Here is a 17,010-nt window from a genome sequence, read left to right as displayed (position 1 = left end):
CTATTGTCGCGTGAGAGCGCCGATGCGCTCGTGCGCGGCGGGGTATCGCTGCTGTAGAGCCGCGCGCTCGCCCAGTTCGAAACCGTTCCAATCGAACGGGGGCGACATGGTGGTGCCGATGAGGCTCCATGATCCGGTCGAGCTTGATCCCTGCATCACCCCCGGTGCGACGACGAGCTGCGGTCGCTGCCCGGCGGCCGGGTCAGGTCCGAGCACGGGCTCCTCCACACGGCCGTCGGGGTGCAGCAGCAGCAGCTGGAGCGGCGCACCGGCGTACCAGTGATACACCTCGACCGAGCCGAGCGCGTGAAGCGCCGAGAAATCGGGGTCGGCGAGGAGGTAGTAGATCGCGCTCGAGTGTTCGTCGAGGTGCATTTGGCGAAAAAGCCCGCCCTCGTGCTCGAGTGGCTCGAGCCCGAGCAGGTTGATCCACGCTTCTGCCTCGGGCGGCAGTGCGCTGGGCGTGGCTGATGCCGCGGTCACGCGAGTGCCGCCTCACGGGGCTTACGAAACCTGCGGCTCGTGAAGATCAACACGAGCAGGGTGACGACATAGGGTGCCGCGTCGGTGAGCTGCGGCGGGAGGCCGAAGATCTGCAACCTAAAGCCGAGCGCATCGGCAAACCCAAAGAGCACGGCGGCGCCCAGTACGCCGACGGGGTGAGCGCGTGCAAGCATCACCGCGACGACAGCGATCCAGCCGCGGCCCGCCGACATGTTCTCCGAGAACAGCACGACGTTACCGAGCGCAAGTTGAGCGCCGCCCAAACCGGCGAGAGCGCCCGATGCGACGACGGCACCGAGTTGGTAGCGCTCGGGCTTCACCCCGAGCGTGGCGGCCGCGAGCGGGCGCTCACCGACGCCGCGCAGTCGCATGCCGATCGGCATGCGAAACAGCATCACCCATAACGCCGGTACGAGCAGCAGCGCCAAGTAACCGAGCGGGGTCAGCGAGAACAGTGCTCCCAGCACCGGAATCTCTGAGAGGAACGGGATCTTCCAGGTCGGAATGCCCGCGATGCCGGGGTCCTGAAACACGCCCTGCACATCGAAAATGGCGACGATCAAGAAGCTTGTCACGCCGACGGCGAGAATGTTCATGGCGATGGCGATCACGATGGGGTCACCCTTGCGATAGACCGCGCCGTAGCCCAGAATCACTGCGAACAGCGCACCCGCCACCATCGCGGCGAGCACGCCGAGCACCCAGTTGTGGGTGAAGAATGATGCGGCGACACCGCAGAACGCGCCGATCAAGATCATGCCTTCGAGGCCGATGTTGAAGATGCCGGCGCGCTCGGCGATCATGCCGCCGAGGGCTGCGAGCAAGATCGGAATCAGGGCGCTTAAGATCGTCGTGACGAGATCCTCATTAAACATGTCGAGGAAGTTCATCGTGCGGACTCCTTCGAGGCGGGGGCCGAGTTCGTGGCCTCGGTGGTGAGTGCCACCGGCTGTTCGGTGCTGGGCGGTTCGCGATCCGGATCTAAGGGGGCGGGCGCAGCTGCGGCATCGCCCCGCTTCTTGCGCAGCTTGGGCAAGCTAACGCGGAACGCGAGCAGGATGATGACGAGCGCCTGAATCACGGCGGCGATTTGGGGAGAGAGGCCGAGCTCGCGGCCCATCGCGTCGCTGCCGACCATGATGGCGGCGAAGAAGAGACCTGCGATGGCGGTGCCGACCGGGCGGTACAGCGCGAGCAGGGTGACGAGCAGCGCTGTCCACGCGTAGTTGGTCTGCACAATGTAGCCCTCGAGCAGCCGAGTTGAAGGCGCGCCGATCACGAGCATCAGGCCAAACATGCCTGCAATTCCGCCCGAGAGCGCCATGGTGCGTGTGACGAGTGGGGCGGGCTTCACACCCGAGTAGCGTGCAAATTCGGCGTTCTGGCCACTCACGCCCGACTCGAACCCGAAGCGGGTGCGCTTGTTCATGAAGATGACACCGGCGAGCACTACGAGCAGTATGACGAGTGACCAGTTGACGCTCGTCAGCACCGAGGTGATCGGGTTCGTGGGGCCGAGCGTGTTACGCAGTGTCTCAGCGAACGATGAGTCACGCGGTACAAGCATCGACAGCTGCACCTCGGGGCGCACCTGCTCGCTCGCGATGAGCTCGGAGTCGGGTTCGTCGAGCTTGAACCGAATCAGCCACGACGAGAAAAATCGTGCGGGGTAGTTCAAAAGCAGCGACGACAGCAAGATGGGCACGCCGAGCCGGTTTTCGAGTACGGCCGCGAGCATACCCCAGGCGGCGCCCGCCGCGATGGCGGTGATGAACGCGAGTGGCACGATGAGCAGGGCGGGGCCGGGCACGTAGATAGCGACGATACCGCCCGCGAGCGCGCCAAGGCCTGCCTGGCCCTCGGTGCCCAGGTTGAGCACGCCAGCACGGAAAGCGATGGCGAGCGCAAGACCGATGCCGATGATGGGAATCGCGCGCGCGACGGTGTTGGCGAGGCCGGGGCCCGAACCAAACGACCCCTGCAGCATGGCGACGTAGCCGCTCAGCGGGTCAACGCCCGCGATAAGCATGAAGCAGGCGCCCACGAGCAGCGCGAGCAGCACTGAGATAGGAATGGGGCCGGCGCACCAACGGCCGATCCGGGTGAGCTGTTTCATCGTGCGTCTCCGTTCGCGATGGCCCCGGGCCTGTGCCGTTCTTCGGGTTCGTGGCCCGCCATGTAGAGGCCCAGGAGAGCCTCGGTAGCGTCTTCCTTGGGCAGCTCGGCGGTAATCCGGCCCTCAAACATGACGAGAATGCGTGAGGAGAGCGACATGATCTCACTGAGCTCAGCCGAGATCAGGAGCAGCGCGCCACCCGCATCGCGGTACTCGCACAGCTCGCGGTGAATGGACTCGATCGCGCCGACGTCGACGCCGCGGGTGGGCTGCTCGGCGATCAGTAGTGGGGAGCCATAGTCGAGCTCGCGCGCCACCACGACCTTCTGTAGGTTACCGCCCGACAGGGTGCCCACGGGGGTGGCGGGGGTGGCGATTTTCACGCCAAATCGTTTGATGAGTCGCTGCGCGTGCTCGAGCATGGCGGCTCGTGAGAGGAGACCGCGCTGCAGAATGGGCGGGGTACGGTGGTGACCGAGCGCCAGGTTATCGATGGCGCTCGCGGTGCCCGCGCTACCCACACCGTGCCTGTCTTCGGGCACATAAGCGATGCCAGCATCGCGGCGCTGCGCGATTGAACGGCGCGAAAGGTCTTGCTCCTTGAGTGTGACAGAGCCAGCGTTGGTTGGGCGCATACCGATAATCGCCTCTGCGAGCTCAACCTGGCCGTTACCCGCGACACCCGCAATACCGACGACCTCGCCCGCACGCACCCGCAGTGATGCGCGGTCAACATTGGGGCGGTCGTGCGGTGAGCTCTGCACGGTGACACCCTGCACATCGAGCACGGTCTCGCCGGGCGTGAGCGCTGGCGGTGGCGTCGACAGGTCAACGTCACGGCCGGTCATGTGGCGTGTGATCTCGGCGGGGGAGCTGTCGGCGGTGACGAGCTGGGCCACATTGCGGCCGTCGCGCAAAACGGTGACGCGATCTGAGATCGCCATCACCTCGTTCAGCTTGTGCGTGATGAGAATAATCGTGCGGCCGTCGGCTTTGAGGGCACGCAGCACGTCAAAGAGTTTCTCGGTCTCCTGCGGCGTGAGCACCGCGGTGGGCTCATCGAGAATTAGCACGCGGGCCTCGCGGTAGAGCGCCTTCACGATCTCGACGCGCTGCAGCACGCCGACGGGAACCGAGTCGACGCGGGCGGTGGGATCGAGGGCTAAGCCGTATCGGTCTGCGATCTCGCGCACGCGCTCATTCGCCGCCTTGCGGTCGATGAGCCCGCGCTTCGTGGGTTCGCTGCGAAACACCACGTTCTCGGCGATCGTGAGCGAGGGGAAAAGCTTAAATGACTGAAACACCATGCCGATGCCAGCGTCGATGGCTCCCTGCGGCGACGCGAAGTGCACTTTCTCACCGCGCACATAAATTTCACCTTCGTCGGGCTGGTACACGCCCGCGAGCTGCGACATGAGGATCGACTTGCCAGCACCGTTCTCACCCATGAGAGCGTGGATCTCGCCGGTTTCGACTTCGAAGTTGACGTTGTCGTCGGCGAGTACGCCGGGGAAACGTTTGGTGATGCCGCGCATCGAGATCTCGGCGGTCATCCGCGCTCCTTCGGGGTGGGGTGAGTGGTGGGTGAAAGCTGCGGCGCGCAAGACTTAGCGCGCCGCAGCTTCAGCGGGTTACGCGAGCGGGTCGGTGACCTTCACCTTGCCAGCAACGATGTCGTCGCGCAGCTGGGTGACCTGTTCGAGCACCTCGGGGTTGTCCATGACGGTGCACTGCGAGTCAGCAGCGCCCTCGTCGAGGCTGACGATCGTCATGCCCTCTTCTTTGAGCCCGAACGAAGTGGTGGCGTCCTTCGAAGTCACACCGTCCATGATCTCACCGACGACGGTCTCGACGACGCGGTTGACCGACTTCACGGTGCCATCCACGACGAAACCGGGGGCCATGCCGCACTGGTTCGCGTCAACGCCGTATGCCGAGAAACCCTTCTCTGCAGCGGCCTCCATGATGCCGCCGTTGGCGGCGGCGCCCACGGCGAAGACCTGGTCAACGCCGGTGCCAGCGTAAGCGATGGCCTGTTCCTTCGCGCGAGCGGTGTCTGCGAAGGGGTTCTCGCCGCCAATGACCTGCGGTGAGGCAACATCGACCTTGTCGTTGGACGCCTCGGCACCCTCACTGAACCCAGCGGTGTACTTCTGGAGCAGCGGGTTGTCGACCGAGATGATCGAGCCCACCTTGTTCGCCTCAGTCAGGAGGCCAGCCTCGTAGCCGAGTAGGTATGAGGGCTCCTGCTCACGGAACGTGGCCTGGTAGAGGTTCTCGGGAGCGTTATCGCTGGCAGCGTCGATCAGCACAAACTTCTGCTGCGGGTTCGCCTCTGCGAGCTCCTGGGCCATGTCAACAAACTGGAAGCCGAGCATCACGACGACCTCGGGGGCCTGCGAGATTGCTGCTTCGAGGTTGGTGCGACGAGTCGCTTCATCCTTCGACTCGAAGGTCTTCGAGGTGCCATCAAACTGCTCGGCCACCGACTCGATACCGACCTTGCCCGACTTCAGAAACTCGTTCTGGCCGATCGGGTCGCTCGTGATGTAGATGAACTTGGGGCCCGAAGCATCGCTCGCACCGGTGTCGCCGCCACCCGCGCACGAGGTGAGCAGCAGGGCGCCAGCAGCAGCCCCGGCGACGAGCGCCGCACGCGTGCGGCTCTTGGTGAAGAACATGGGTATTCCTTTCGAGAATAACTGGGGGAATAACAGTGGGAATAAAGTGAAGCTTATGAGCGCAGGGCGCCGAGGGGAACAGTGAGAGGTGATTCACCCTTGCCCGGCATGATGATCCGGCGTTCGGTGACGATCGCCGTAATGAGATCGTGCGGGGTGACATCGAACGCGGGGTTCACCGTGTTCGTGCCCTCGGGGGCGGTGCGTGTGCCGCCGAAACCGCACACCTCAGCCGAGCCGCGATCTTCGATCTCGATGTCAGCGCCAGTTGCGGTCTGCATGTCGATCGTTGACTCGGGGGCGACAACAATGAAGGGCACACCCGCGTGCTTCGCTGCGAGAGCGAGCGAGAACGAGCCAATCTTGTTGGCTGAATCACCGTCGGCCGCGATGCGGTCGGCGCCGATGAAGACTGCGTCTGCGATTCCGCGCGAGAGCAAGAACGGGCCGGCCGAGTCGATGATGAGCCTAAACGGCGCCTCCATGCGCGTAAGCTCCCACGCCGTAAGACGGGCACCCTGCAAGAGCGGCCTGGTCTCGAGAGGCAGGGCCTCCTCGAGCGACCCCTGCTCGAGCAGCGTCTGAATCACGCCGAGCGCGGTGCCGCGCTCAACGGTAGCAAGGCTGCCCGTGTTACAGATCGTCATGACGCGCACGCGATCTTTGCCCGTGAGCTCACGGGTCAGGTCGGCGCCGTAGAGTCCCATCGAGACGCAGGCCGCAATGTCTTCGTCGCGAATAGCGCAGGCCTCGGCGAGCACGGCCGACGGGCCGTCCTCAAGTTTCGTGAGCGCGCGGTCAACACCCCATGACAGGTTCACGGCCGTGGGGCGGGCCTCGCGCAGAATCGCGGCCTGGCGGCGCACTTCAGTGGTGTCGAACTCCTCGTCACCGTTCTCGGCGGCGACGCTCTGCGCGATGAGGGCCACACCGAACGCGCCAGCCACGCCGAGCGCGGGGGCACCGCGCACCGCAAGCCGCTGAATGTCGTCAATGAGGGCGGGCAACTCGGTAACACGCAGCACCTGCACAGAGTGGGGCAGCAGCGTCTGGTCGATCAGCTCGATGGCTCCGTCGACCCAGTCGATCGTGCGCAAGAGGGCTCCTTAATTGTCTTGCCGTGGCAAGGCGCAAGACGCCCCCCGGCACCGATGTCGCAACACTCAAGGGTACCTGACTGTGTGCGTTCGATAAAGCTGGTGTTCCCAGGGTGAAGAAAATCTACAACTGAGGCGCACATTCTGCGCCGTCACACAGGGTTCACCGACTGGTCCTCTGCTGTTCAGGGCACGCCGTGCGCGCCGCTTCCGGGAGCCGGGCGTAGGCGCGTACGGTGAGGGTATCGGGCACCGCCCGATCGAGGAGGCCGGAGCCTTCGGCGTCACGGCCGCCTCGCCCCGCGGGTATTCCTGTAGGAGATGACGATGATGACGCACTCTCTTGAGCGCACCTACGTGCTCGACACCTCGGTCTTGCTGAGTGACCCCCAAGCGCTGTTTCGATTTGCGGAGCACGCCGTGGTGCTGCCGGTGGTGGTGCTCGTTGAGCTTGAGCACAAGCGGCAAGATCTCGAGCTGGGCTATTTCGCCAGGCGGGCACTGCGCAGCCTTGACGCGTTGCGTGCACAGCACGAGCGGCTCGACCGCCCCGTACCGGTGGGCGACGCGGGCGGCACACTGCGAGTCGAACTCAACCACAGCAGCCTGGACGCCCTGCCAAGCGGCATGCGCTTGGGCGACAACGATACCCGCATACTCGCGGTCGCCCAGAACCTCGCGCTCGAGGGGGCGAACGTCACCGTCGTTTCGAAAGATCTGCCGATGCGGCTGAAGGCATCGGCGCTCGGGCTCGGCGCAGAAGAGTACCGCGCAGAGCTCGCCCGCGACGACGCCTACTCCGGCGCGGCCACCATCAATCTTGACGAAGAAGAAATGCGGCTCCTGTGGGAGGCCGAACGCGTCGACGACGTCGATGCGGCGCGCGGCCTGCCGTACGGCACCGGCCTGATTCTGCACTCACCGCGCGGCTCGGCACTCGGCCGCATCGACGGCGACGGCTCACTGCACCTTGTACGCGGCGACCTCGAGGTGTTCGGGGTGACCGGACGCAGCGCCGAACAGCGCCTCGCGATCGACCTACTGCTCGACACCGGGGTCGGCATCGTGTCGCTCGGTGGAAACGCTGGCACGGGCAAGTCAGCCCTCGCGCTCGCTGCTGGGCTCGAGGCGGTGCTCGAGCGGCGCCAACACCGCAAAGTGATGGTGTTTCGGCCGCTGTATGCCGTGGGTGGGCAAGACCTTGGATACCTGCCGGGCGACCGTGAAGAGAAGATGAACCCGTGGGCGCAAGCCGTGTTCGACACCCTCGGCTCGATCGTGTCAGAGAACGTGCTTGACGAGGTGATGGCGCGCGGGCTCGTCGAGGTGCTGCCGCTCACCCACATTCGTGGCCGCTCACTGCACGACGCGTTCGTGATCGTCGACGAGGCGCAGTCGCTCGAGCGCGGCGTGCTGCTCACCATGCTCTCGCGCATCGGGCAGAACTCGCGCGTCGTGCTCACCCACGATGTCGCGCAGCGCGACAATCTGCGGGTGGGCCGCTACGACGGCATCGCGGCCGTGATCGAGAAACTGAAGGGTCACAGGCTCTTCGGGCACGTGACCCTCACGCGCTCCGAACGCAGCGACATTGCGGCGCTCGTCACCGAGCTGCTTGACTAGCTCGCCCGCAGGGTCCGGATCCGGCGCCGCATGATGCAGCGGAGCGCCGGGCCCGGCACCGCGCGTTAGCCCGCGATACACCTGTTAGTTACCTGGCGGCCGCGGCGCCGACACCCGCGACTGGTGAGGTAGAGGAGGCCCGTCAGACGCGGGCGCATCCTCGACAAGAAGGACACACATGACCTCCCAGTCATCCACCGGCGTGCAGCCGGGGCGGGCGCCGCGCGCTCGTCGCAGCACAGTGGCGCTCGCCGTCACCGCCCTCATGGGCGCGGGCCTCGCGCTGCCTACAATCGTGCCCACGGCCGCGCTCGCAAATGCGCCGGAAGCATCGCAGCCAGAGGTGCCCTCGGAGGCGCTCGTTGAGACGGGCAGCACGTGGAAGTACCTTGACGACAACACCGACCCGGCGGGCGGCGACGCCAACCTGCGGGTGTGGACGACCCCCGGTTATGACGACAGCGCGTGGGCGAGTGCCGCGAGCGGCTTCGGCGTGAAGAAGAACGAACTCGCGCAGGTGGGCAGCCACATGCCCAAGACGAAACTTAACCACTACATTGACGGAGTGGGCGCTCCGACGATCCCCACCTACTTCTTTCGCACCACGTTCGATCTCGAGCAGGGCGTAGCCGAGCAGGTGGCGTCACTCACGGGCGAAGTGATTTACGACGACGCCCTCGTGGTGTGGGTCAACGGCGAAAAGGTCGCGAGCTTCGTGGACGGGCGCATCACCGGCACGACAAACAACGAATACGCGGGGGAGGGCAACGGGTCACCCCTCACGAGCGGGTTCTCGGCCGACTCCGACGTGCTGCGAGACGGCACGAACACCGTCGCCGTCGCGCTGTATCAAGATCGCGAGTCGTCGTCTGACGCGTACTTTGACATGTCGAGCCTCACGCTCACCGAGGCTGCCGCGCCGGGAGAGGTCGTTGACGCTCCGCCCACGCGCGTGATTCTCACCCCGACCGAGACTCCGTCGGTTTCGCAGTCGTTCTCGTGGCTCGCGGGCGATGCCTCACACACGAGCGGCCAGGTCGAGATCGGCGCCGTCGGGGCAGACGGCGTAGCGGGTGCGTCACGCGTCGTCGATGCGTACGCCGCGGGCGTCGTTGGCAGCAACCCCAACCAGCACTTCTCTGCCACGGTAGACGGGCTCACCCCCGCCACTGACTACCGCTACCGCGTAGGGCTCGAGGGCAGCTGGAGTGACTGGTACGAGTTCACGACCGAGAACCCTGCGGCAACCGACTTTCAGTTCATTTACTACGGTGACGCACAGATCGGCCTCGACACCACGTGGCCCGAGGTTGTGAAGCAGGCCGAGCAGCGGGCCCCCGAGTCGATCGGCTCGGTGCACGCAGGTGACCTGATCAACACCTCGAGCAACGAGACCGAGTGGACGAACTGGTTCGCTGGCATGGCAAACTCTGCAACGTCATCGAACGTGATGGCGGCCCCGGGTAACCACGAGTACACCGGTGACAAGCTGCTCTCCGCCTGGAAGGCGAACTTCGAGTACCCGCACAACAACCCCCGCCCGGGCACCGTGGGGGAGCTCGCAAACCTCGCACAGGGTGACACGGCCGAGGCGCAGCAGTACGCCGCCTACTTTGAGCACTGGAGTGAGTTTGCGGCCGAGACCGTCTACTACACCGACTACCAGGGCGTGCGATTCATCACGCTCAACGCGACGCGCGACACGACGTTCCTCACCCCCGACAACCTGCCCGGCTGCACCGGCGCCGAGTGCCCGCAGACCAAGGTGGCGAAGCTCTGGACCGAGTACCAGGCTGCTTGGCTTGACCACATTCTCGCCGAGAGCCCGTCGAAGTGGAACGTCGTCACGTTCCACCAGCCGGTCTACTCGACCTCGTCGGGCCGTGACGAGCCGGTGCTGCGCGACGCGTGGGTTCCCGTGTTTGAGAAGCACAACATCGACCTCGTGCTCATGGGCCACGACCACACCTACGCGCGCGGATTCAAGGATTCAAACGCGACAGACACTCCGGGCATCACGACGGGCCCCGTCTATGCCGTCTCGAACTCGGGGGCGAAGCACTACGACCTTGCATCCGAGAGTGACAACGTGTGGACCAAGAACGGCGCCACCCAGGTGCTGCGCGGCGAGGGCGTTACGACCTATCAGGTCGTCGATGTAACCGCCGATCAGCTCGTGTACCGCTCGTACCTTGCGGCGAAGACGAACGACGCTACCACCGACAAGGCAGTGGGCGACCTGTACGACGAGGTCACCGTCACCAAGTACGCGACGGGCGCGAAGTGGGTCACCGAGGCCGGAATCGAAGCACCCGCGGGCCCCGCGCTCTCGGTAGCGGCGGGCGAGATCACCGCTGGTGCAACCGTGCAGCTCACCGGCACGGGCTTCATCGCTGACTCGCAGGTCGAACTTGAACTGCGCTCGGCTCCGGTCAGCCTCGGCAGCCTGGCGGTCGACGCGAACGGAAGCTTCGATACCCAGGTCACGATCCCGGCCGCGACCCCCGCCGGCGAGCACACGATCGTCGCCATGCTTGAGGGCGGTGCTGAGGTCAGCCTCCCCGTGACGGTGACCGCCGCAGGTGGTGCTGGTGCAGAAGGTGGTGCTGGTACCGCAGGCGGTGCTGGTACCGCAGGCGGCGCCGGTACCGCAGGTGGTGCCGGTACCGCAGGTGGTGCTGGTACCGCAGGTGGTGCTGGTACCGCAGGTGGTGCTGGTACCGCAGGTGGTGCTGGTGGCGATGCCGACGCGGGCGCAAAGCCCGAAACACCGGGCACCGGCGGCACCGGCGGCGCGAAGGGCGGCGCACTCGCCGCAACCGGCGCTGACTCCGTCGTGCCGCTCGCGGCAAGTGGCCTGGCGCTGCTGTTCGCGGGAGTGCTGCTCGTAGCGATGCGCCGCAAGCAGCGGGCCCGCGCGTAGCGCACAGATATATGTCACGGAGCTGACCCGGGTCACAACCCGAGAGTCAGTATCGAAATGACGAGTCGGCATGATAAAAACGCATTTATCATGCCGACTCGTCGTTTCGATGCCGTCTGTAAGCGCCGGCCGTAAGCGCCGGCCGTAAGCGCCGGCCGTAACCGCTGACCAGGACCAGCGATTGCGAAGCCCGGGGTCGGCTGCGCCATACTGGTACTTTGCCGTTTGCTAGGTCGCGCGGTCGGCCACAGCCGCCCACGCCACCATGAGGGTTGGGATATCAGTGGGAATTCGTAGCAGCCAGGCCCCCCGCACAGTGGCTCTCGTGTTGGTGGCGCTCGTGCTCGTTGCGCTCAACCTGCGCATCGCCGTCACTACGGCCGCTGCGCTGCTGGTACCTCTCACCGACGCGGGGGCGCTCTCTCCGGCCGCCGCGGTGATCGTCCCCTCGATCCCCACCGCTATCTTCGCGATCGCGGGCGTCGTGACACCGCGCCTCGCCTCGAAGTTGGGCATCGAACACACGATCAAGTGGGGCATGCTCACCCTCACGGTGGGCCTGGCGCTGCGCGTGATCGCAGAGCCGGTCGCGATCGTCGCGGGTACGATCATCGCGACCGGCGGGCTCGCGGTCGTCAACATTCTGTTGCCCGCCGTGGTGCGCTCGCGCTTCCCCGGTCACATCGGCCCCGTCACGACCACGTATTCGATGGCCATGTCGCTGGGCTCGGCAGCAGGGGCCGCGGTGGCGGTGCCTGTGGCCGAGTGGCTGGGATCACCCACGCTGGGGCTCGCGGCGTGGGCGATTCCCGCGGCGCTCGGTTTCGTGGCGTGGACGTTCGTCAGGCCCGTCAAAGCGCACACGCAGGCGACGCCCGGCACCGATCCGGAACCCCCGCTCGCTGCAGCTGCGCCGAAGCCGCCGCTGCCCGCAGGTACCTGGCTGCTCGCGGCCTACTTCGCGCTGCAGTCGCTCGTGAGCTACATCGTGATGGGGTACGTGCCGGCGATCGCGATCGACGCGGGCATCGCGGCGGCACGCGCAGGCCTGCTGCTCGGCATTGCGATGGCGGTGGGTATTCCTGGCACGTTTATCGTCGTGAGCTTCGTGCGCAGCGCGGCCTGGCTCAGGTTTGGGTTCGTGCTGGTGGCCGCCGCGAGCGCCGCGGGCATGCTCGGTCTGCTCGTCGCGCCCGCCCTCGCCCCCGAAGTGTGGGCGGCGCTTCTGGGGCTTGGGATGTGCGTGTTTCCGCTCGTGCTCGCGCTGATCGCGGGCATGGGCGCGAACGCCCGCGAGACCTCCAGGGTCTCGGGCCTCGCCCAGTCGCTCGGCTACACCGTCGCGACGCTCGGCCCGCTGGGGGCCGGGGCGCTGCGGCAGGTATCCGGATCATGGACCGCGGTGCTCATCGGCGTCACCGTGCTGATTGCCGTGCAGTGCGTAGTGGGGCTTGCGCTTACGCAGGTGCTGGCCCGCACAAAGTATGCGGCGCGCTAAGCGCCCTTCACGGTAAACACAAACGACTGAGCCCCAGATCGAGATCTGGGGCCCAGCCGTTTGTTGCAGTGGTGCCTTACTTGGCGACGCCCGGGTGGGTCATCGACAGCAGGTCGAGTGCCTTGTCAAGGTCGGCCTCGGTGACCTCGCCGCGCTCGACATAGCCGAGGTCGATCACGGCGTCGCGCACCGTGATGCCCTTGGCAACCGAGTGCTTCGCGATCTTCGCGGCGGCCTCGTAACCGATGAGACGGTTGAGCGGCGTCACAGTCGACGGACTCATGCCGGCGAGCTCGGCAGCGCGCTCGATGTTTGCCTCGAGACCCTTGATGGTCTTGTCGGCGAGCACGACCGACGCGTTCGACAGCAGGCGAATCGACTCGAGCAGCGCGGTGCCCATGACGGGAATCTGCACGTTCAGCTCGAGCGCACCCGATGCGCCAGCGAAGGCGATCGTCGCATCGTTACCGATGATGCGCGAGCACACCATCAGCACGGCCTCGGGCACCACGGGGTTCACCTTGCCGGGCATGATCGACGAACCGGGCTGCAGATCGGGGATGTGCAGCTCGCCGAGGCCAGTGTTGGGGCCCGAGCTCATCCAGCGCAGGTCGTTGTTGATCTTCGTGAGCGACACGGCGATGGTGCGCAGCGCGCCCGATGCCTCGACGAGACCGTCGCGGTTTGCCTGCGCCTCGAAGTGGTCACGCGCCTCGGTGATGGGCAGACCGGTCGACTGCGCGATCTCGGCAATGACCTTCTCGGGGAACCCAAGGGGCGTGTTGATGCCGGTGCCCACCGCGGTGCCACCCTGCGGCACCTCGGCAACGCGGGGAAGAGCGGCCTGCACGCGCTCAATGCCGTACCGGATCTGTGCGGCGTAGCCGCCGAAGACCTGACCGAAGGTGACGGGGGTCGCGTCCATCAGGTGGGTGCGGCCTGGCTTCACTGCGGTTTTCCACAGCTCAGCCTTTTCTTCGAGCGCCTCTGCGAGGTGCGCGAGTGAGGGGATGAGCTGCTCGATGAGCGCACCGGTTACGGCGATGTGCACCGAGGTGGGAAACACGTCGTTCGACGACTGCGAAGCGTTGACGTGGTCGTTCGGGTGCACGGGCGCGCCCAGGTGCTTCGTCGCGAGGGTTGCGAGCACCTCGTTCGTGTTCATGTTCGACGAGGTGCCAGAGCCTGTCTGGTACGTGTCGATGGGGAACTGATCGTGGTGATCGCCGCCGATGACCTCGTTGGCCGCTTCGACGATTGCGTCGGCGATAGCGCCGTCAAGAATTCCAAGATCCTTGTTAGCAAGGGCAGCCGCGCGCTTAATGCGAGCCAGTGCCACGATCTGGGCGGGCTCGAGGCCCTGCCCCGAGATCGGGAAGTTCTCAACGGCACGCTGCGTCTGCGCAGCGTACAGGGCGTTCTTGGGAACGCGCACCTCGCCCATAGTGTCGTGCTCAATGCGGTACTCGATGTCGCTCATGTCTTCCTTTGTTTGAGGGGATAAAGCTCGGGTTGAGTGAATGTAAGGCGGTAAAGACTAGTGGTTACGCGAACTCGGCCAACGCAATATCAAGATTGCCGAGGGCGGTGACGGGGGCCACCCGACCGTTGTCGAGCTGGTACTGGCAGCCGACGATGCCAAGCTTGCCCGCGGCCACGGCCTCGCTCAGTACGCGCGACGAGCGGATCAGCTGATTGATCGTCGTAACGAGGTGACGACGGCCGACCGCGTTGGCGTCGATCTGTGACGGGTCAACGTACGGCGTTGCGCGGTGCTCCTTAAACCAGACCTGCTGCACGGCGGGCTGAATGAGGGCGAGCTCATCGCGAATCGCTTCGGTGACCTCGGTGGGGTGCGCGCTCGTCTGATCGATGGCGGCGGCCACCGCACCGCACGAGTCGTGCGCCAGGACGACGATCACAGCAGAACCGAGAACCGCGACGGCGTACTCGAGCGTAGCCACCATGTTCATGTTGGCTACCTGGCCAATGTTGCGGGCAACGAATAGGTCGCCCAGGCCGCAGTCGAAGAGCATCTCAGCGGCAACTCGCGAGTCAGCACAACCGAGAAACGCGGCGTTGGGCGCCTGACCAGTCGCCAGCTCGTGGCGCCTGTCGGTGTCTTGGTTGTTGTGACGCAGGGTGTCGTTCATAAACCGCTCGTTACCGGCGGCCAGTGCGTCCCATGCTTCTTGCGGAGTTACGCGAGGTGCGTTCATCTGCTGCTCCCTTGTGTGTTGTGTGAATTGGGTCTGTGTGGGCTCCTGTTACTGGAGCGAGCGTGCCACCTCTGCCGCGAGCACGCGTATGTTGCCGGGAGTGTCGGTGCCGTAGACGAGCACCGTGTCGCCGTTAATCTCGCCCTCGAGCCCAAAGAGCATATTGCTCGAGTCGGGGTCGCGCTTCGGATAGTCATAGACCGTCCAGTTCACCCCGCCGAGTTCTTCTGCGCCCGTGGGTGGCTGGTTCTCGAGCTGTTCAAACGCCCACTCCTCGTCAACGGGGGAGCCGTCGGCGGTGAACCCCTGGGCTACGGCGGCGTACGCCTCGTCAGCGGTTGTGTAGTTGATCTGCCACCAGGTGACGTCGCCGCTGTGGCGCAGCTGCGCCAGCTTTGCGAGCCAGCCCTCGGGTACTACGGGGGCCGCGAACGCGCGCCCCGTGCCGGGGGCCGCCTGCTCGGCAAGCTGTGTGACGTCGACCGAGTAGTCCTTGTACGTGTCGGTGCCGCGCGGCACCCCCAGGTACATGATTGCGACGACGCCGAGTGACACGATAAGTGAGAACACAAGGTTATTGACCGTCTTGCGTTTCTTATACAGGTACGAGTCGGTCGCCTTACGGTGGGCCGTCTCTGCGGGCGTTTCGGGGCGCCCGAGCTCTGCTACGACGACGGGCGCCTTGTTCTTCTTCGCCATTCTTACGCGCCGGCCTCGCCGGTGTGCCCGGTAGCACCCTGCTCGCTCTGCGCGCCGCGGCGCGCGGCTTCGAGGCGCTGGCGTGCGCCGAGCAGCCACTCTTCGCAGCGTGCGGCGAGGGCTTCGCCCCGCTCCCACAGCGCGAGCGACTCTTCGAGCGAGATGCCGCCCTGCTCAAGTCGACCAACGACCTGAATAAGCTCGTCGCGTGCCGCTTCGTAGCTCAGGGACGCCTGATCCGGTGCCACAGTCTCTGCCATGACTACAAGCTTACCGCGCACCCCTGACAGCGGCGTGACGCCCCGGGCGCAGCCGCCCGGGCGCTGCGCTTACGGTGTTGCGGTCACGGCGTCACGGTCGCGCGCAGCTGGCCGCCCGCGACCGTGAGCCGCATCACGGTCGCGGCGGGGGCATCTGCGGGTGAGCGTACGACAGCCCCCGGCTCGCCGCCCGCCATGATGGTTTGTGCAATCGCGTAACCGCGCTCGAGCGTTGCCTGGGGTGAGAGCGCCGTGAGACGCGCCCGTGTCTGCTCGAGGGACTGCGCGCGGTCAGCCACGGCGCGGTCGGCGAGTTCGGCGCCGCGCGCGGCCCAGCGCACGAGTTCGTCTGCGCGCTCATCGATGCTGCGCTCGGGCTGCGCGAGCACGGGGCGTGCACGCAATTGCGAGATGCGGTCTGACTCGTGCGCGATGAGCTGGCTGAGCCGCGCGCTCATGCGGGCGCGGGCCTGATCGAGGCCCGCGAGCTCCTCGCCCACGTCGGGTACCACGCGCTTGGCTGCGTCGGTGGGGGTTGAGGCACGCAGATCGGCCACCTCGTCGAGCAACGGCCGGTCGGCCTCGTGTCCGATCGCGCTGACAATGGGGGTCGTGGCGGCGGCGGCGGCGCGCACGACCCGCTCGTCGCTAAACGGCAACAGGTTTTGAAAGTCGCCGCCGCCGCGCGCGACGATGATCACGTCGACGGCGGGGTCACGGTCGAGCGCTTCAATACCCGCCGAGACCTCTGTCGCGGCACGATCGCCCTGCACCGCGGCGTAGTGAATCTTGAATTGCACGCCGGGCCAGCGCAGGGTGGCGTTGCGCACGACATCTTTTTCGGCGTCTGAGTCGCGACCGGTGACGAGCCCGATGAGACCGGGAAGAAAGGGCAGCGCGCGTTTGCGCTCGGGTGCAAACAGCCCCTCGGACAGCAACTGGCGACGCAGTCGCTCGAGTCGCTCGAGGAGTTCGCCAAGCCCCACATGCGACAGGTCAAACACCTGCACGGTGAGGGAGCCGCCCTTGACCCAAAAGTTGGGTTTGACGAGGGCGATGACGCGGTCGCCCTGTGAGAACTCGCTCGTGAGTCGGCTCGCGACCGAGCGCCACACGGTGAAGCTGACGGTCGCGTCTTGGCTGAGGTCTTTGAGCTTGCCGTAGACGTGGCCCCCGCGTACCTGCCACTGGGTTACCTCGCCCTCGATCCATACCTGCCCGAGCCGGTCGACCCAAGCGGCGATCTTCTCGCTCATCAGCGCGACGGGCCACGGGGTGTCGCGGGTCGCGGGGGAGTTTGCTGCCTCAGCCATGCCCGTAAGCCTAGCTTCAGCCACCGACAGCCACCGACAGCCACCGCCAGCCACCACTGGCCAGCGTGCCCCCGGCG

14 protein-coding genes are annotated in these 17,010 nt (G+C 65.9%); 3 read left to right on the top strand and 11 right to left on the bottom strand.

What is annotated here, in order from left to right:
- From ACXR2T_RS03580 to mtnA, 6 genes are all read right to left on the bottom strand, one after another.
- A complete protein-coding gene (locus ACXR2T_RS03580) occupies window positions 1–483 on the bottom strand; it encodes a cupin domain-containing protein (RefSeq protein WP_458813704.1) in 483 nt (160 codons plus the stop codon).
- Window positions 480–1,394 carry an ABC transporter permease gene (locus ACXR2T_RS03575; RefSeq protein ID WP_458813702.1) on the bottom strand — a complete coding sequence of 305 codons (915 nt, stop codon included), beginning with the start codon at window positions 1,392–1,394 and terminating at the stop codon, window positions 480–482. Before ACXR2T_RS03575 ends, ACXR2T_RS03580 begins: the two co-directional genes overlap by 4 nt.
- Window positions 1,391–2,620, bottom strand: coding sequence for an ABC transporter permease (locus ACXR2T_RS03570; RefSeq protein WP_458813700.1), 1,230 nt, complete (start codon window positions 2,618–2,620; stop codon window positions 1,391–1,393). The genes ACXR2T_RS03575 and ACXR2T_RS03570 overlap by 4 nt, the downstream gene beginning before the upstream one ends.
- Window positions 2,617–4,173, bottom strand: coding sequence for an ABC transporter ATP-binding protein (locus ACXR2T_RS03565; protein ID WP_458813698.1), 1,557 nt, complete (start codon window positions 4,171–4,173; stop codon window positions 2,617–2,619). The genes ACXR2T_RS03570 and ACXR2T_RS03565 overlap by 4 nt, the downstream gene beginning before the upstream one ends.
- A gap of 78 nt (window positions 4,174–4,251) precedes the next feature.
- Window positions 4,252–5,301, bottom strand: coding sequence for a BMP family ABC transporter substrate-binding protein (locus ACXR2T_RS03560; protein WP_458813696.1), 1,050 nt, complete (start codon window positions 5,299–5,301; stop codon window positions 4,252–4,254).
- A 53-nt stretch (window positions 5,302–5,354) separates the two neighbouring features.
- Window positions 5,355–6,398 (bottom strand): S-methyl-5-thioribose-1-phosphate isomerase, encoded by a 1,044-nt coding sequence (gene mtnA, locus ACXR2T_RS03555; RefSeq protein ID WP_458813694.1) that lies wholly within the window; start codon window positions 6,396–6,398, stop codon window positions 5,355–5,357.
- A gap of 327 nt (window positions 6,399–6,725) precedes the next feature.
- Here mtnA and phoH2 point away from each other — a divergent pair, with 327 nt between their 5' ends.
- The 3 genes from phoH2 to ACXR2T_RS03540 all read left to right on the top strand — a co-directional run bounded on the left by phoH2 (window position 6,726) and on the right by ACXR2T_RS03540 (window position 12,442).
- Window positions 6,726–8,021, top strand: a complete 1,296-nt coding sequence (gene phoH2 / locus ACXR2T_RS03550) for an RNA 5'-3' helicase PhoH2 (protein WP_458813692.1) — start codon at window positions 6,726–6,728, stop codon at window positions 8,019–8,021.
- Window positions 8,022–8,199: 178 nt separating this feature from the next.
- Window positions 8,200–10,944 carry a purple acid phosphatase family protein gene (locus tag ACXR2T_RS03545; protein WP_458813690.1) on the top strand — a complete coding sequence of 915 codons (2,745 nt, stop codon included), beginning with the start codon at window positions 8,200–8,202 and terminating at the stop codon, window positions 10,942–10,944.
- 283 nt (window positions 10,945–11,227) lie between these two features.
- Window positions 11,228–12,442 (top strand): MFS transporter, encoded by a 1,215-nt coding sequence (locus tag ACXR2T_RS03540; protein WP_458837931.1) that lies wholly within the window; start codon window positions 11,228–11,230, stop codon window positions 12,440–12,442.
- A 76-nt stretch (window positions 12,443–12,518) separates the two neighbouring features.
- On the opposite strand, the gene ACXR2T_RS03535 is transcribed toward ACXR2T_RS03540, so the two are convergent.
- The 5 genes from ACXR2T_RS03535 to xseA form a co-directional block, all read right to left on the bottom strand.
- Window positions 12,519–13,922 (bottom strand): class II fumarate hydratase, encoded by a 1,404-nt coding sequence (locus ACXR2T_RS03535; protein WP_458813686.1) that lies wholly within the window; start codon window positions 13,920–13,922, stop codon window positions 12,519–12,521.
- 64 nt (window positions 13,923–13,986) lie between these two features.
- Window positions 13,987–14,661: a carbonic anhydrase gene (locus tag ACXR2T_RS03530; protein WP_458813684.1), complete on the bottom strand. Its 675-nt coding sequence runs from the start codon at window positions 14,659–14,661 to the stop codon at window positions 13,987–13,989.
- A 48-nt stretch (window positions 14,662–14,709) separates the two neighbouring features.
- Entirely contained in the window at window positions 14,710–15,360 is a 651-nt protein-coding gene (locus tag ACXR2T_RS03525; RefSeq protein WP_458813682.1) for a DUF4245 family protein, read from the bottom strand.
- 2 nt (window positions 15,361–15,362) lie between these two features.
- Window positions 15,363–15,620, bottom strand: coding sequence for an exodeoxyribonuclease VII small subunit (locus ACXR2T_RS03520; RefSeq protein WP_458813680.1), 258 nt, complete (start codon window positions 15,618–15,620; stop codon window positions 15,363–15,365).
- An 83-nt stretch (window positions 15,621–15,703) separates the two neighbouring features.
- A complete protein-coding gene (gene xseA, locus ACXR2T_RS03515; RefSeq protein ID WP_458837930.1) occupies window positions 15,704–16,957 on the bottom strand; it encodes an exodeoxyribonuclease VII large subunit in 1,254 nt (417 codons plus the stop codon).
- Between the last annotated feature and the right edge of the window lie 53 nt (window positions 16,958–17,010).

The organism is Leucobacter faecis, assembly GCF_054456635.2.
The sequence above is the reverse complement of the archived record's forward strand: the minus strand, read 5'-3'. Positions and strand labels throughout refer to the sequence as shown.

Excerpts from the sequence above, each read along its gene's own strand:
- ACXR2T_RS03575 (WP_458813702.1), bottom strand. The coding sequence starts at position 1,394 with ATGAACTTCCTCGACATGTTTAATGAGGATCTCGTCACGACGATCTTA.
- ACXR2T_RS03570 (WP_458813700.1), bottom strand. The coding sequence starts at position 2,620 with ATGAAACAGCTCACCCGGATCGGCCGTTGGTGCGCCGGCCCCATTCCT.
- ACXR2T_RS03565 (WP_458813698.1), bottom strand. The coding sequence starts at position 4,173 with ATGACCGCCGAGATCTCGATGCGCGGCATCACCAAACGTTTCCCCGGC.
- ACXR2T_RS03560 (WP_458813696.1), bottom strand. The coding sequence starts at position 5,301 with ATGTTCTTCACCAAGAGCCGCACGCGTGCGGCGCTCGTCGCCGGGGCT.
- phoH2 (WP_458813692.1), top strand. The coding sequence starts at position 6,726 with ATGATGACGCACTCTCTTGAGCGCACCTACGTGCTCGACACCTCGGTC.
- ACXR2T_RS03545 (WP_458813690.1), top strand. The coding sequence starts at position 8,200 with ATGACCTCCCAGTCATCCACCGGCGTGCAGCCGGGGCGGGCGCCGCGC.
- ACXR2T_RS03535 (WP_458813686.1), bottom strand. The coding sequence starts at position 13,922 with ATGAGCGACATCGAGTACCGCATTGAGCACGACACTATGGGCGAGGTG.
- ACXR2T_RS03530 (WP_458813684.1), bottom strand. The coding sequence starts at position 14,661 with ATGAACGCACCTCGCGTAACTCCGCAAGAAGCATGGGACGCACTGGCC.
- ACXR2T_RS03525 (WP_458813682.1), bottom strand. The coding sequence starts at position 15,360 with ATGGCGAAGAAGAACAAGGCGCCCGTCGTCGTAGCAGAGCTCGGGCGC.
- ACXR2T_RS03520 (WP_458813680.1), bottom strand. The coding sequence starts at position 15,620 with ATGGCAGAGACTGTGGCACCGGATCAGGCGTCCCTGAGCTACGAAGCG.